The following is a 14,233-nucleotide window of genomic DNA, read 5'->3' as shown; positions in this document are numbered from 1 at the left end:
GCCGGGCCGCCCCAAGCCAGACGGGGGGGTAGCGAAGGCGCGAAGCGACAAGCTGGGGGGCCTGGTTCATACAGACAGGTATGCCTTGATGCGGTCGGCATCGGTGTTGGTGCGGGTTGTTTCATGCACCAGTCGGCCGCCTTCGATCACGAAGAGCCGATCGGCCACGTCCATCGCAAAGGACAGCACCTGCTCGGACACCACGATCGTGATCTCGCGCAGCTTGCGGATCTCGTTGAGCGCCTTGGCGATGTCCTTGATGATCGAAGGCTGGATGCCTTCGGTGGGCTCGTCCAGCAGCAGCACCTTGGGGTTGGTGACCAGTGCTCGCGCAATGGCCAGTTGCTGTTGCTGGCCGCCCGACAGGTTGCCGCCCTTGCGGCCGCGCATGTCGAACAGCACGGGAAAGAGGGCGTAGATCTCATCGGGGATCTTCTTGCTCTTGCTGTTCTCCAGGCCGGTCTGGATGTTCTCTTCCACCGTCAAAGTGGGGAAGATCATGCGGCCTTGGGGCACATAGGCAAGCCCCGAGGCCACGCGCTTGTAGCTCTCGTCCTTGGCCACACTGTGGCCCGCCACGCTGATCTCGCCGGACTTGGTGGGCAGCACGCCCATCAGGCTCTTGAACAGCGTGGTCTTGCCCATGCCATTGCGGCCCATGATGGCCACGGTTTCATTCTTGTTGGCCTCGAATGAGATGCCGTGCAGCGCCTCGCTCTGGCCATAACTCACGAACAGGTCTTTGACTTCCAGCATGTTGATCCCCTTCAGTGGCCGAGATAGACGTCAATGACTTTCGGATCACTCTGGACCTGGTCCATCGTCCCCTCGGCCAGGATCTTTCCCTGGTGCATCACCGTCACCTTCGAGGCGATCTGCGCCACGAAAGCCATGTCGTGTTCGATCACGATCATCGAGCGGTTCTTGCAGATGCGCTTGAGCAGCTCGGCAGTCTGCTCGCGCTCCTTGGCGCTCATGCCGGCGATGGGTTCGTCCAGCATCAGCAGCTCGGGCTCCTGCATCAGCAACATGCCGATCTCCAGCCATTGCTTCTGGCCGTGCGACAGCAAGCCTGCTTCGGTATCCAGCTTGTCAGCCAGGCCGATCTCCTCGGCCACCACCTGCACGCGGGCCTTGACCTCGTCGGTGCACTTGAAGCCCAGTGCACCCAGCACGCTGCGGCCACGCGGGAAAGACACCTCCAGGTTCTGGAAGACGCTGAGGTTCTCGTAGATGGAGGGTGTCTGGAACTTGCGGCCCACACCCGAGCGCACGATCTGGTGCTCGGGCTTTTTGGTCAGCTCTTCGTCCTTGAACTTGATGCTGCCGTTGCTGGCCTTGGTCTTGCCGCAGATCAGATCGAGCAGGGTGGTCTTGCCGGCGCCGTTGGGGCCAATGATCACGCGCAGCTCGTTCTTGTCCACATACAGGTTCAGGTTGTCGATGGCCTTGAAGCCGTCAAAAGACACGGTGAGGTCTTCGATGTAGAGAACGAACTCTTTGGCTTTGGTGGGGGCTGCACTCATGAGGTGGCTCCTTCGTCAATGGCTGGATGATTCAGGCTTGCTGGCTGCTGATGCCGGGCGGCATGCCGTTGCCCTTGCTGGGTGGAAGCGCATTGGGGTAGGCGGCGTGCGCAGCCTTGATGCGCTCGGCCTGCGCGGCGCGATCAGCCTGCCGCCTGGTCCACCAGGGCTTGAGCTTTTGCTCCACCAGGCCGGCCAGGCCATCGGGGAAGGCCATGGTCACGCCGATGAACAGGCCCGACATCAGGAACAGCCACAGATCAGGTGCGCTCTCCGAGAAGTAGGTCTTGCCAAAGTTCACCAGCAGGGCGCCGTAGATCGCGCCCACCAGGCTCATGCGGCCGCCCACTGCGGCAAAGATCACCATCTCGATGGATGGCACGATGCCCACGAAAGACGGCGACATGAAGCCCACCTGCAAGGTGAACATGGCGCCACCGATGGCCGACAACATGGCAGCCAGGCAGAAGGCGAAGACCTTGAACATGGCCACGTCGTAGCCAGAGAAGCGCACGCGGTCTTCCTTGTCGCGCATGGCCAGCAAGAGCGTGCCCAGCTTGGACGACTGCACCCAGCGGCACAGGAACACGGCCGCCAGCAACAGGCCCACGCACACGTAGTACAGGATGTACTTGGCATGGTCGGTGCGAATGTCCCAGCCCAGCATGGTCTTCAGATCGGTGATGCCGTTCACCCCGCCGGTGTAGCCCTGCTGGCCGATGATCAGCACGGTCAGGATCAAGGCCACGGCCTGCGTGATGATGGCGAAGTACACGCCCCCCACACGCCGCTTGAACATCGCGTAGCTGATGATGAAGGCCAGCAGCGTGGGCACCACGAGCACGGCAATCAAGGCCAGCGGCAGGCTCTTGAAGGGCACCCACCAGGAGGGCAGGGCCGTGAGCTGGTTCCAGTCCATGAAGTCCGGGATGCCCGGTGTGGACTGGATCTTGGTGGCGATGGGGTCAGACGCCTCCAGCTTGAGGAACATGGCCATCATGTAGCCACCCAGGCCGAAGAACACGCCCTGGCCCAGGCTGAGGATGCCGGCATGGCCCCACAGCATGACCAGGCCGAGCGCCACGAAGGCGTAGGTCAGGTACTTGCCGATCAGGTTGAGTCGGAAGATGTCCAGCGTGAGGGGGAAGACGACGATCAGCAGCAGGGCCAGCAGCGCGATGCTGCCCAGCTTTGGGGCGCGTGACAGAAAGGGAAACGGGGTCATAGGCATACTCCGGCGGGATGAACGAGCTTGCATGTGCTCAGGTTATGGGGTGGACCCGCGTGCCTCAATACGTTGAATGACGTAGCATCGGGCTTCGCCTAAGTCACCATGCCCGCAACAGGCTCAAGGAGCGCCCCATGAAGAAATCAAGGTGGTTGTCTGTGGCTGCAGGCAGCGCGCTTGCGCTGGCCTTCACTGCGTCTGAGGCTTTCGAGTTGCGTTTCAGCGCGAACGACGCACAAAGGCATGTCATTTTTGGGCTGGTCAATGTGGTGCCGCTGGCAACGCAGGCCACCGACACCGTGGTGCAGGATGACGGGGTCAGCTGGCGCCGGTTCACGGGGCAGGCCGAGGGCTTGTTGGGCTGGGTGGTCGAGCAGCGTGATGGCCTGACCTTGGTCTGGGGCACCCAGCAGCCACAAGACTTTGTGGTGGACAACTACCTCTTCCCCAACGGTGCCAGCCGAACGGTTTTGCGTATGCGAGGCCGCATCGACTACAGCGATGTGCAGAGGGATGTCGGCACGATCGATCTGACCTACAGCTGCGCCTGCAGTGATCTGTTCTTGCCGCAAGGCACCGAGCTTGTCGAGAAGGCTTTCGAGCGGCGGGACAGCATCGCAGGGCTGGCCGCGATCGAGAAGCAGGCTCTGGTGTGGGTGCCTGAACAGCCCGGCGACGGGGGGCATGCCGAGTGGCGCATCACCGAGCGGCAGGAGATCGCTTTCGGCACCGCGGTGCCCGAGCCGGCTGCATGGGCCATGGGTGTCGCTGGTGCGGCGGTGCTGGCGATGCGGGGCGGGCTGCGGCGCAGAAAGGCCTGATGGTCTTGCCCGCCCTCAGTCACCGACGCACCTTCGAGGGGAACAGGCCTTGCGGGCGCAGCATCAGGATGGTCACCACCGTGAGCAGCGTGAGCACCTTGGCGTTCGAGCCCGTCATGAAGAATTCGCTGATCGACTGCGTCTGGGCGATGCCAAAGGCCGATGCCACCGTGCCCAGCAAGCTGCCGGCGCCGCCGAAGGTCACGACCAGGAAGGAGTCGACGATGTAGAGCGAGCCGCTGGTGGGGCCCGTGGAGCCGATGGTGGTGAAGGCCGCGCCTGCCACACCGGCGATGCCGCAGCCAATCGCAAAGGTCAGGCGGTCGGTCTGCTTCGTGTTGATGCCAATCGCATTGGCCATCACGCGGTTGCTCACGGTGGCGCGCACACGCAAGCCCCAACGGGCCTTGTACAGCGCGATCATCAGCAGCACGGTGACCAGGGCGGTCAGGCCCATCACGAACATGCCGTTGATGGGGATGTCCAGGCCTTCATGTGGTGACCACGAGCCCATCAACCAGTCAGGCAGCGTGGGGCTGACCTCCTTGGGGCCGATGGCCGTGCGGAACACCTGTTGCAAACCCAGGCTCAGGCCCCAGGTGGCCAGCAAGGTGTCCAGCGGGCGTTTGTAGAGGTGGCGGATCAAGGCCCACTCGGTCAGCCAGCCCACACCAAAGGCAATCACAAAGGCCGCCACGATGGCAAACGGGAAGTAGGCCTGCACCAGATTCGGTGCGTATTTCTCCGTCAGCGTCGAGCCCATGTACACGGTGTAGGCACCAATGGTCATGAACTCGCCATGGGCCATGTTGATCACACCCATCTGGCCAAAGATCACGGCCAGACCCAGGCCCATGAGCAGCAGGACAGAGAACAGGCTCAAGCCTGCAAAGCCCTGCATCAGGCCGATGTTCATCATTTCAGCAAAGGACATAACTCTCCCCCTACGGCCTCCGGCCGCCCCCTCAAGGGGGCACCACCAGCGGACCGGCAAAGCCGGCTCCGCGGTGTTTGCTGGATTGGGTTGTGCGACTACGTGACTGGCTTCGCCTTGGGTGGCGTTTATTGATAGCCTTTAGGGAAGGGGTTGGGTTCGATCAAGTCCTTGGACTCGGCCACGACCTTGAACGTCCCGTCTGGCTGCCCCTGTGCAATGCGTGCCCGGCTCCACAAGTGGTGGTTGTCGTGCAGCTTCACGTAGCCCTCGGGCGCGGTCTTGAGCTCGATGCCCGGTGAGGCCGCCACGACCTTGTCCACATCGAAGCTGCCGGCCTTCTCGACCGCGGCCTTCCACAACCAGGGGCCCAGGTAGCCGGCCTGCGTCACGTCGCCGATCACCGACTTGGGCCCATAAGCCTTCTTGAAGGCTTCAACGAACTTCTTGTTGTTGTCGTTGGGCAGGGACTGGAAGTACTTCATCGACGAGTAGAAGCCGGCGAAGTTCTCGCCGCCCACGCCCAGCATTTCGTCCTCGGTCACGGACAGGGTCAGCAGGAACTGCTTGGCGCCGGTGATGCCCGCTGCCTTGAGCTGCTTGTAGAACGCCACGTTGGAGCCCCCCACCACGGCGGCGAAGATGCAGTCGGGTTTGGCCACCTTGATCTTGTTGATCAGGGAGTTGAAGTTGGTGTTGCCCAGCGGGTAGTACTCTTCACCCACCACGCTGCCCAGCTTGCCCACACTCTCAATGTGCTTGCGGGCGATCTTCATCGAGGTGCGCGGCCAGATGTAGTCCGAACCCACGAGGAAGAAAGTCTTGGCTTTCTTCTCCTTGGCGCCCCAGTCCAGGCCCCAGATGATCTGCTGCGTGGCTTCCTGGCCGGTGTAGATCACGTTCTTGGACTGCTCCAGGCCTTCATAGAAGGTGGGGTAGTACAGCAGGCCGTTTTCCTTTTCGAAGATGGGCAGCACGGCCTTGCGCGAGGCCGATGTCCAGCAGCCGAACACGCAGGCCACCTTGTCGTTGACCAGCAGCTTCTTGGACTTCTCGGCAAACGTCGGCCAGTCGGATGCGCCGTCTTCCTTGATCACCTTGATCTTGCGGCCCAGCACACCGCCCATGGCGTTGATCTGGTCAATGGCCAGTTGCTCGGCCTGGATCGAGCCGGTTTCCGAAATGGCCATGGTGCCGGTGGCCGAATGCAGCTGACCCACGATGACCTCGGTATCGGTCACGGCCAGCTTGGTCGTGTTGACGACCGAGGTGGCCGGTGGCGCACCATAGCTCAGGCCGGTGACGCCCATCAGCGGGACGGCACCCAGGCCTTGCAGGACGCGACGGCGGTTGAGGGACAGATCTTTTTCGGTCTTCGACATGAAAGGACTCCTTGCACAAAAACGGGTTGCCGATGCCGCGCTTTGGTGCAAGGTCCTTTGGATACTGCGGGAACCCGGCACCGCTTGTTGCGGCCTTGGGTGCAACAGTACGGACGAGCGGGTTTTCCATGAATACGTCAATTAACGTAGTTGGCGTACTCAGGCCTCGTGCAACGCGCATGGATCGCTTCTTGCAAGGTCACAGGCTGTCCTGTCATTCGGAGCCAGTTCGTGTCCGTCGCCCGGCAAAAGATCTTTCGCATTCGCCGTGAATACAACTCCTGGGTGGCCAATGAAACCCTGGAGGACTACGCCCTGCGCTACACGCCGCGCACCTTCCGCAAGTGGAGCGAGCTGCGTGTGGCCAATACGGCCTTTGGCGCCGTGTCCTTCCTGGCGCTGGAGGCCATCGGCGGCGCCATTGCGCTGAACTACGGCTTCACGAATGCCCTGTGGGCCATCCTGGTGGTGGGGCTGATCACTTTTCTCACCGGCCTGCCGATCAGCTACTACGCTGCCAAGTACGGCGTGGACATGGACCTGCTCACGCGCGGCGCAGGGTTTGGCTACCTGGGCTCGACACTGACCTCGCTGATCTACGCCAGCTTCACCTTCATTTTTTTTGCGCTGGAGGCGGCCATCATGGCGCTGGCCATCCAGATGGTGTTCAGCTGGCCCTTGCCGCTTTGTTATGTGGTGTCCTCGCTGGTGATCATTCCCCTGGTCACGCACGGCGTCACGCTGATCTCGCGCTTGCAGATGTGGACGCAGCCCGTGTGGTTGTCGCTGTGGATCTGCCCCTTCCTGTTCGTGGCCTTCAAGAACCCCGAGGCCTATGTCGCCTTCACGGGCCTGACTGGGCGCAGCACGGGGCACAACGGTTTTGACATGACGGCCTTTGGCCTGGCCTCGACCGTGGCCTTTGCCTTGATCGTGCAGATCGGCGAGCAGGTGGACTTCCTGCGCTTCCTGCCCGAAAAGACCCAGGAGAACCGCGTGCGCTGGTGGACCGCCGTGCTGGTGGCCGGGCCAGGCTGGGTGGTGCCTGGCATGCTCAAGATGCTGGCCGGTGCTTTCCTGGCCTTTCTGGCCTTGCAGCACGAGGTGCCGGTGGACAAGGCCATCGAGCCCACGCAGATGTACCTCGCCGGCTTTGGCGAGGTGTTCTCTTCACCTGGATGGGTGCTGGGTGCCACGGTCCTGTTCGTGATCGTGTCGCAGGTCAAGATCAATGTGACCAATGCCTATGCGGGCTCGCTGGCCTGGTCCAACTTCTTTGCGCGGCTCACGCACAGCCACCCCGGGCGCGTGGTGTGGCTGGTCTTCAATGTGCTGATCGCCGTGTTGCTGATGACGCTGGGTGTGTTCAGCGCACTGGAGCGCGTGCTGGGCCTCTACAGCAATGTGGCCATCGCCTGGGTGGGCGCGCTGGTGGCCGACCTGATGGTCAACAAGCCCATGGGCTGGTCACCCAAAGGCATCGAGTTCAAACGCGCCCATCTGTATGACCTCAACCCCGTGGGCCTGGGCGCCACCTTGTCTGCGGCGCTGGTGGCCGTGTCGGCCCATGCGGGCTTGCTGGGTGAGGCGCTGGTGGCCTGGTCCTCGTTCATCGCGCTGGGCATTGCGCTGCTCGTGTCGCCCTTGCTGGCCTGGGCCACGCAGGGGCGCTACTACCTGGCACGCGCGCCGCACACGCCTTGGAAGCCCGGCCAGCTGGTGCGTTGCTCGGTGTGCGAGAACCACTTCGAGGCCGAGGACATGGCCACCTGCCCGGCCTACGATGCACCCATCTGTTCCTTGTGCTGCACGCTGGAATCGCGCTGCCACGACCGTTGCAAGACCCGCTCGCGAGCGGCCGAGCAGGTCTCTGATGGCCTGATGGCCGTGCTGCCGACGCAACTGTCGCGGCGCATCAACTTCCGCGTGGGCCACTACCTCGTGGTCTTCCTGTCGATTGCGGCCCTGCTGGCCTTTGTGCTGGGTGTGGTCTATTACCAGGAGGGTGTGGTGCGGCCCAGCCTGGTGGACGGCAGCCTGGTGCCCGGCGGGCTGGACGGCCCCTTCATCAAGGTCTATGCGCTCATGCTGCTGGCCGCGGCTGTCTGTGCCTGGTGGGTGGTGCTGGCCTCCGAGAGCCGGCGCATGGCGCAGGACGACTCCAACCGGCACAACCAGTTGCTGCAACTGGAGATCGACGCCCACCGCCGCACCGATGCGGCCTTGCAGCAGGCCAAGGAGCTGGCCGAGGCGGCCAACCAGGCCAAGACGCGTTATGTGGCCGGCATGACGCACGAGCTGCGTACCCCGCTCAACAGCATCCTGGGCTATGCGCAGATCCTGCTCAAGGACGCGCCAGTGGTGGGCAAGAAGCGCGCGGCGCTCAACACCATCCAGCGCAGTGGCGAGCACCTGATGGGCCTGATCGATGGCCTGCTGGACCTGGCCCGCATCGAGGCAGGCCGTTTGCGGCTAGAGTCCGCTCCGGTGCCCTTGCGCGAGTTCCTGGATGACGTGGTCAGCATGGTGCAGCCACAGGCCGAGGCCAAAGGCCTGGGCTTCAAGTTGCACACCAAGGGGCGCGTGCCCGCATGGGTGCAGGCCGATGCCAAGCGCTTGCGCCAGATCCTGCTCAACCTCTTGAGCAACGCCGTGCGCTTCACGGAGAAGGGCCGCATCACGCTGCTGCTGGACGCGCGTCGCGAGGTGCTGCGCTTCGAGGTGCTGGACACGGGCATTGGCATTGCGCCGCAGGATCTGGAACGCATCTTCCTGCCCTTCGAGCGCGGCAGTGGTGGCCGACGCAGCAGCGAGCCCGGCACGGGCCTGGGCCTGACCATCACCCACTTGCTGACCGAGCTGATGGGCGGCGAGCTCAGCGTGCAAAGCGTGATGGGGCAGGGCAGCACCTTCAGCGTGCGCCTTTATCTGCGCGAGATCGCGGCGCCGCCGGAGGCGCGCGCGCTGGAGTCTGGCGTGCGTGCGGCGCGCTTGCTGCACCACCCGGTCACGGGCTATCTGGGGCCACGCAAGACCCTGCTGGTGGTGGACGACCAGCCCATCCAGCGCCAGATGCTGGCGGGCATGCTCTTGCCGCTGGGCTTTGACATCCGAGAAGCGGCCAGCGGGCAGGAGGGGCTGGAGAGCGTGAAAGAGCGCTGCCCTGATGCCGTGCTGCTGGACATCACCATGGACGACATGGATGGCTGGCGCACGGCCCGTGCCATCCGGCAGGCGGGTTTGAAGGACGTGCCCATCATCATGGTCTCGGCCAATGTGTTCGAGAACCGGCCCGAGAACCTCGCGGCCGCACAGTGCCAGGCCTTTGTGGCCAAGCCGGTGATGGAGTCCGAGCTGCTGGACACGCTGTCTGCCCAGTTGGGCCTGAGCTGGGTCACGGCCCATCCGGCCTCGCCGGGCGCCGAGCACAACGCTGAGAACAGCGCACCAGACGCCGTGCCGCAGCTGGACCTGTTTGCACAGCCCGCCTCGCCCGTGTCTGCCGATGCAGCCTGGGAGCTCGACCGCCTGGCGCGCAAGGGCCATATCCAGGGCCTGCACGATGCCCTGGACGAATGGACCCGCGCCGCACCCGATCAACTCACCCATTGGCGCACGCTGCGCGGGCTGCTGGAGCAGTTCGAGCTGGACGCCATGGTTTCGTATCTCGCCCCTTATCTTGCAGAGGACACACTCGATGAACCCCAAGCTTGAACCAAGCCAGGGCACGGTCCTGGTGGTGGACGACGCGCCCGATACCTTGCGCATGTTGTGTGACGCGCTGGCCGATGAAGGCTACGCGGTGCTCGTTGCGCGCGATGGCCAGCAGGCCCTGGCACGCCTGGACGTGGTCACGCCCGATGCCATCCTCATGGACGGCGTCATGCCCGGTCTCACCGGCTTTGAGACCTGCCAGCGCATCAAGAACCACGCGGCCTGGTCGGCGATCCCCGTGATCTTCATGACGGGCCTGTCCGAGACGTCGGATGTGGTGGCGGGCTTCGAGGCCGGTGGCGTGGACTATGTGGTCAAGCCCGTGCGCATCGAAGAGGTGCTGGCCAGGCTGGCCACGCATGTGCGCAATGCGCGTGCGGCGCGTGAGGCCATTCATGTCATGCAGCATGGCAAGGCCCTGCGCACAGGCCTTGTGCCCGACCACAGCCGCCTGAGCGAAGCGGCCTTGACCCCGCGCGAAACCGAGGTGCTGGGCTGGCTGGCCAAGGGCAAGACCAACCGCGACATTGCCGACATCCTGGGCATGAGCCACCGCACGGTCAACAAGCACCTGGAGCACATCTTCGAGAAGCTGGGTGTGGAAACCCGCGCTGCCGCGGCGGCCCTGGCCACGCGCGCCATCTCCGTATGAGCTTGTTATCTCGCAAACCCTCATCAGACAAAAGGGAGAGAAGGCGTCAGCTTGAGTTAGTCTTGCGCTTTGTGTCAGCAGACACCAGTTGATGAGGCCACAGGAGTAGTACATGGCATCACCACCTCCAGCGCAATGGGCCGCTGGCTGGGTCAAATACCGGCGTTTCAGCGAATTGATTCTGGTGTCCGCGGCCGGGCACTTCGTGTTCGCGCTGGCCTATGGTTTGTATATGGGGCAGTGGGCCATCGCCGCTGTGCTGGGTTTGCCCGCCACCCTGGTCTTGGCGCTGTACCCACTGTTCAAGTCCAGGCTGGCGCCGGCCCGTATCCGCTGGTGCAGCCACCTCATGCTGCTGGGCAACCTGGCCGGGCTGGTGGTGGCCTTGATGTGGATGGGCTTGTCGGCCAGTACCGCCGTGTGGTGGCTGGTGTGGTGGCCCATGTTCGTGGCGCACGTCATGGGGGTGGTGGATGGCCTGATCTGGTTGGTCATTGCCATGGTCGCTGCCGTGCTGCTCTGGCAGAACCAGCAGGTCCATTGGGTGGCACCGCTGATGCGGCACGAAGACAACCCCATGTTCCTCATGCAGGCCTGCTTCCTGTTGATCGGTGGTGGGGTGAGTGTGGTGGTGCGCCGCGCCTACGACCGCTTTGGTGAAGAGATCGACGCCAACCAGCGCATGATCGACAGCCAGAACCTGTCGCTGGAGCGGCGTGCCGTCAGACTGGAGGCCATGCTGCAGGCCGTGCAGCAATCCAGTCTGGACCGCACCCGCCTGTTCGCGCAGATCAGCCACGAGGTGCGCACACCGCTGAACGGCATCCTGGGTTTCACGACCTTGCTCAAGCGCACGGAACTCAATGTGCAGCAAGGCACGTATACCGAGCAGATCGACCGATGCGGCAACACCTTGCTGCAGATCATCAACGACGTGCTGGACTTCTCCCGCCTTGAAGCGCAGCCGACAAAGCTGGATCAGCAGCGCTTCAACGCCGTGCAACTGGCGCATGAAGCGGTGGACATGGTCTCGTCCATCGCCGAGCAAAAGGGCGTTGCCCTGGTGCGCGACTTCCCCGAAGGCGAAATCGAAGCCGTGGGTGACCCGCTGCGCGTCAAGCAGGTGCTGCTCAATCTGCTGGCCAACGCGGTCAAGTTCACGGCGCAAGGCGAGGTGGCCGTGCGCTGTTGCGCCTTGCTGCGCGACGATGGGCAGCAAGCCCTGCACGTCGAGGTGCAGGACTCGGGCATCGGCATCCCCGACGAGGCCCTGTGCCACTTGTTCCTGCCCTTCAACAAGGCCAGCGACAGCACCATCCGTCAGTACGGTGGCTCCGGCCTGGGCCTGGCCATCTGCAAGCGCCTGGTCGACATGATGAACGGCCGCATCGGCGTGGACAGCCAGCCCGGTAGCGGCAGCCTCTTCTGGTTCGAGGTGCCGATCAGCGCCACCAACTGAGGCGCTGGCTGCAAGCCACCCTCATCGAACCAGGGCCAGCATCTCGTGCACGTCGTGCGTCATCACCGCCAGAAAAGCCAGCAGGCCGATGTAGGCCGTGGCGTAGGTCAGGCGGGTTTCGGCCGAGGCCACGTAGTAGCCCGCATGCGCCGGGTCATCCGCTTTGAAACGCCAGGCCTTCATCACCTGCGGGATGGCCATGATGGCGATCAAGATCAGCACCGGGTTGAGCGGGTTGCGCCACAGCAGAAAGCCCATCACGGGCACACCCAGCAGCCACAGGCGCGGTGACAGTACCGCCGTGATGCGCCCACCGTCCAGCGGCGACAGCGGGATCAGGTTGAACAGATTGAGGAAGAAGCCCGCGTAGGCCACGGCCAGCAGCCATTTGCCGCTGTGGTCCATGTCGCGCGCCAGGAAGTAGCAGGCCAGCGCCCCCAGCGTGCCCAGCAGCGGGCCGCCCAGGCCCACATAGGCCTCGGTCTCGGCGTCGTGCGGCATGTCTTTCATCTCGATCCAGGCCCCCAGGAAGGGGATGAAGGTGGGCGCACCCACGTTCAGGCCGCGCTGGCGGGCCGCGATGAAGTGGCCCATCTCATGCACGAAGAGCAGGGCGATGAAGCCGGCCGCGTACTTCCAGCCATAGATGAAGGCATACACGACCAGCGAGATCAGCATGGTGCCGCCCGTGGTGAGCAGCTTGCCGAACTTCAGGCCACTGAACAGCAGAAACAGGATCTTGAGCATGGGGTGAGCCGCCTTCGGGGATCAGGCCTTGTCGCGCTTGAAGAACTTGCCGACGGCGGCGGCCACACCGGCACCAGCCAGCAGGATCACCTTGGCAAACTTGGCGAAGAAACCCGCGGCCAGGGCAAACATGCCCAGCTTCTTGGCCGCCAGCCCGCCCACCAGCGCGGCCAGGCCGTACTCGGCCACCTTGTCGGTGGACTGATTGAAGTCTGCATACCGCTTGCCTTCATTGAAGTTCAAGGCGGCCAGCAGGGTCTGGGCGTGGCCCTTGTCCTGCGGGATGGCTTGCAGGTTCGTGATCAGGTTGAGCGTGATGTAGCCTTCGCGGCCCAGCGCGTAGGTGTTGTAGTTGATGCTGCTAGGCGCATCGGCCGGCGCACCCTTGTGGCGGGCCGACATGGACCACACCAGGCGGTGCGAGGCCTCCGTGTAGGTGGGCTTTTCTACCCAGCCCAGGATGTCCAGCTCGGGGTAGCCACTCTTGCGGCGCTCCTCGTTGGCGGCCTCTGTGCCTTCCTTGAGGCTCTTGAACATGTCGTCCACATTCCAGTTCTTGGCGTCGTCGTCCTTGATGTAGCCGGCGGCCTCGTACTCGGCCACGACCATCCAGTCCTGATTTTCCGCTTCAGGAAAGATGAGGCCCAGCTCGCGCTCGTCGGGGCGGTTGCCCACGGCCTTCATGAACTGGCCCGCGGCGGGCTCCGGCACCCAGACATAGCCCGCGGGCAGCTTGAGCACAGCCTGGTCACGCAGCTTGATGTCAGCCGGCCCCTTGATCTGGGCGGCCTGCATGGTCTTGACCGCCTCTTCGACGGCGGCGCGGTGGGCTTGTTCCTGCTGGGACAAGGTGGGCGCGTCGTCGGCCCAGGCCATGGACACGGCGGCACCCATGACCGCCAGCGCAGTCAGCCCGTTGCCAATCCAGTGTTTCATCTTCATTTGTTCTCCCTTCCCCTGTACGACGTGTACGAGCGTCATCAAAGCCGCCAAGGTTATCAGGAGAGGGGCGCCGGCTTCGCTTAGTCGCCGATCAGCAGCTGCGTGGTGCCCTGTTTGTGCATGACGCGGTTCTGGTCCAGCGTCAACGCGTCTTCCACGAACCAGCGCACGGCACGCGGGTAGATCACGTGCTCCTGCTTGAGCACGCGGGCCGACAGGCTGGTTTCGGTGTCATTAGCCAGCACGGGCACGGCAGCCTGGGCGACGATGGGGCCGTGGTCCAGATCCGGTGTGACGAAGTGCACCGTGGCACCCGCCAGCTTGCAGCCTGCCTCGATGGCGCGCTGGTGCGTGTGCAGGCCGGGGAAGGCCGGCAGCAGGGAGGGGTGGATGTTGAGCATGCGCCCCTCGAAATGGCGCACGAAGCCTTCGGTCAGGATGCGCATGAAGCCGGCCAGTACCACCAGGTCGGGCTGGTAGCCATCGATCACGCGGGCCAGCTCGGCGTCAAACGCTTCGCGGGTGTCGAAGGCCTTGTGGTCCACCACGGCGGTGGGGATGCCACGCGAGGCCGCAAACTGCAGGCCACCGGCCGAAGCCTTGTTGCTGATCACGGCCGCGATGCGGGCAGGCCATTGCTCGCTGGCACAGGTGTCCACGATGGCTTCCATATTGGAGCCGCGCCCGGAGATCAGGATGACGATGTTTTTCATGCGGCCCAGAGTGTAATCGGGCCCATCCTGGCCGCTGCCCCTACTCGGCCTCGGAAAAAGGGGCCTGCACCTACAATTCGGCACTTTCCCCGTCTGTTTTCCCGTCCGATCTCCA

12 protein-coding genes are annotated in these 14,233 nt (G+C 63.7%); 4 read left to right on the top strand and 8 right to left on the bottom strand.

Annotated elements, in window-relative coordinates:
* Nucleotides 1-66 precede the first annotated feature (66 nt).
* Genes urtE through urtC form a run of 3 tightly spaced genes read right to left on the bottom strand, consistent with a single transcriptional unit; the run spans nucleotide 67 to nucleotide 2,751 of the window.
* Complete coding sequence (gene urtE / locus HY019_RS03915; RefSeq protein WP_290688493.1) at nucleotides 67-756, bottom strand: urea ABC transporter ATP-binding subunit UrtE; 690 nt, start codon at nucleotides 754-756, stop codon at nucleotides 67-69.
* Nucleotides 757-767: 11 nt separating this feature from the next.
* Nucleotides 768-1,526: an urea ABC transporter ATP-binding protein UrtD gene (gene urtD / locus HY019_RS03910; protein WP_290688492.1), complete on the bottom strand. Its 759-nt coding sequence runs from the start codon at nucleotides 1,524-1,526 to the stop codon at nucleotides 768-770.
* 31 nt (nucleotides 1,527-1,557) lie between these two features.
* Nucleotides 1,558-2,751 carry an urea ABC transporter permease subunit UrtC gene (urtC, locus tag HY019_RS03905; protein WP_290688490.1) on the bottom strand — a complete coding sequence of 398 codons (1,194 nt, stop codon included), beginning with the start codon at nucleotides 2,749-2,751 and terminating at the stop codon, nucleotides 1,558-1,560.
* A gap of 137 nt (nucleotides 2,752-2,888) precedes the next feature.
* Here urtC and HY019_RS03900 point away from each other — a divergent pair, with 137 nt between their 5' ends.
* Nucleotides 2,889-3,575 (top strand): hypothetical protein, encoded by a 687-nt coding sequence (locus HY019_RS03900; RefSeq protein ID WP_290688489.1) that lies wholly within the window; start codon nucleotides 2,889-2,891, stop codon nucleotides 3,573-3,575.
* A 19-nt stretch (nucleotides 3,576-3,594) separates the two neighbouring features.
* On the opposite strand, the gene urtB is transcribed toward HY019_RS03900, so the two are convergent.
* Both urtB and urtA read right to left on the bottom strand, forming a co-directional pair.
* Entirely contained in the window at nucleotides 3,595-4,509 is a 915-nt protein-coding gene (urtB, locus tag HY019_RS03895) for an urea ABC transporter permease subunit UrtB (protein WP_290688488.1), read from the bottom strand.
* Nucleotides 4,510-4,637: 128 nt separating this feature from the next.
* Nucleotides 4,638-5,891, bottom strand: coding sequence for an urea ABC transporter substrate-binding protein (urtA, locus tag HY019_RS03890; RefSeq protein ID WP_290688487.1), 1,254 nt, complete (start codon nucleotides 5,889-5,891; stop codon nucleotides 4,638-4,640).
* A 231-nt stretch (nucleotides 5,892-6,122) separates the two neighbouring features.
* Here urtA and HY019_RS03885 point away from each other — a divergent pair, with 231 nt between their 5' ends.
* From HY019_RS03885 to HY019_RS03875, 3 genes are all read left to right on the top strand, one after another.
* Nucleotides 6,123-9,605: an ATP-binding protein gene (locus HY019_RS03885; protein ID WP_290688486.1), complete on the top strand. Its 3,483-nt coding sequence runs from the start codon at nucleotides 6,123-6,125 to the stop codon at nucleotides 9,603-9,605.
* Nucleotides 9,589-10,257, top strand: coding sequence for a DNA-binding response regulator (locus HY019_RS03880; RefSeq protein WP_290688485.1), 669 nt, complete (start codon nucleotides 9,589-9,591; stop codon nucleotides 10,255-10,257). The genes HY019_RS03885 and HY019_RS03880 overlap by 17 nt, the downstream gene beginning before the upstream one ends.
* 112 nt (nucleotides 10,258-10,369) lie before the next feature.
* Nucleotides 10,370-11,716: an ATP-binding protein gene (locus tag HY019_RS03875; RefSeq protein WP_290688484.1), complete on the top strand. Its 1,347-nt coding sequence runs from the start codon at nucleotides 10,370-10,372 to the stop codon at nucleotides 11,714-11,716.
* A gap of 21 nt (nucleotides 11,717-11,737) precedes the next feature.
* On the opposite strand, the gene HY019_RS03870 is transcribed toward HY019_RS03875, so the two are convergent.
* The 3 genes from HY019_RS03870 to purN all read right to left on the bottom strand — a co-directional run bounded on the left by HY019_RS03870 (nucleotide 11,738) and on the right by purN (nucleotide 14,118).
* Nucleotides 11,738-12,463, bottom strand: a complete 726-nt coding sequence (locus HY019_RS03870; protein ID WP_290688483.1) for a site-2 protease family protein — start codon at nucleotides 12,461-12,463, stop codon at nucleotides 11,738-11,740.
* 21 nt (nucleotides 12,464-12,484) lie between these two features.
* Nucleotides 12,485-13,339 (bottom strand): DUF2167 domain-containing protein, encoded by an 855-nt coding sequence (locus tag HY019_RS03865; protein ID WP_290689157.1) that lies wholly within the window; start codon nucleotides 13,337-13,339, stop codon nucleotides 12,485-12,487.
* Between the two features lie 146 nt (nucleotides 13,340-13,485).
* Nucleotides 13,486-14,118 (bottom strand): phosphoribosylglycinamide formyltransferase, encoded by a 633-nt coding sequence (gene purN, locus HY019_RS03860; protein WP_290688481.1) that lies wholly within the window; start codon nucleotides 14,116-14,118, stop codon nucleotides 13,486-13,488.
* Nucleotides 14,119-14,233: the final 115 nt, after the last annotated feature.

Origin of the sequence: Aquabacterium sp., from assembly GCF_016195855.1 — a bacterium.
Taxonomy (GTDB): Bacteria; Pseudomonadota; Gammaproteobacteria; order Burkholderiales; family Burkholderiaceae_C; genus Aquabacterium.
The sequence above is the reverse complement of the archived record's forward strand: the minus strand, read 5'-3'. Positions and strand labels throughout refer to the sequence as shown.

Bases quoted from the DNA above. Each gene is read 5' to 3' on its own strand.
- urtE (WP_290688493.1), bottom strand. From the start codon at position 756: ATGCTGGAAGTCAAAGACCTGTTCGTGAGTTATGGCCAGAGCGAGGCG.
- urtD (WP_290688492.1), bottom strand. From the start codon at position 1,526: ATGAGTGCAGCCCCCACCAAAGCCAAAGAGTTCGTTCTCTACATCGAA.
- urtC (WP_290688490.1), bottom strand. From the start codon at position 2,751: ATGACCCCGTTTCCCTTTCTGTCACGCGCCCCAAAGCTGGGCAGCATC.
- HY019_RS03900 (WP_290688489.1), top strand. From the start codon at position 2,889: ATGAAGAAATCAAGGTGGTTGTCTGTGGCTGCAGGCAGCGCGCTTGCG.
- urtB (WP_290688488.1), bottom strand. From the start codon at position 4,509: ATGTCCTTTGCTGAAATGATGAACATCGGCCTGATGCAGGGCTTTGCA.
- urtA (WP_290688487.1), bottom strand. From the start codon at position 5,891: ATGTCGAAGACCGAAAAAGATCTGTCCCTCAACCGCCGTCGCGTCCTG.
- HY019_RS03880 (WP_290688485.1), top strand. From the start codon at position 9,589: ATGAACCCCAAGCTTGAACCAAGCCAGGGCACGGTCCTGGTGGTGGAC.
- HY019_RS03875 (WP_290688484.1), top strand. From the start codon at position 10,370: ATGGCATCACCACCTCCAGCGCAATGGGCCGCTGGCTGGGTCAAATAC.
- HY019_RS03870 (WP_290688483.1), bottom strand. From the start codon at position 12,463: ATGCTCAAGATCCTGTTTCTGCTGTTCAGTGGCCTGAAGTTCGGCAAG.
- HY019_RS03865 (WP_290689157.1), bottom strand. From the start codon at position 13,339: ATGGCCTGGGCCGACGACGCGCCCACCTTGTCCCAGCAGGAACAAGCC.
- purN (WP_290688481.1), bottom strand. From the start codon at position 14,118: ATGAAAAACATCGTCATCCTGATCTCCGGGCGCGGCTCCAATATGGAA.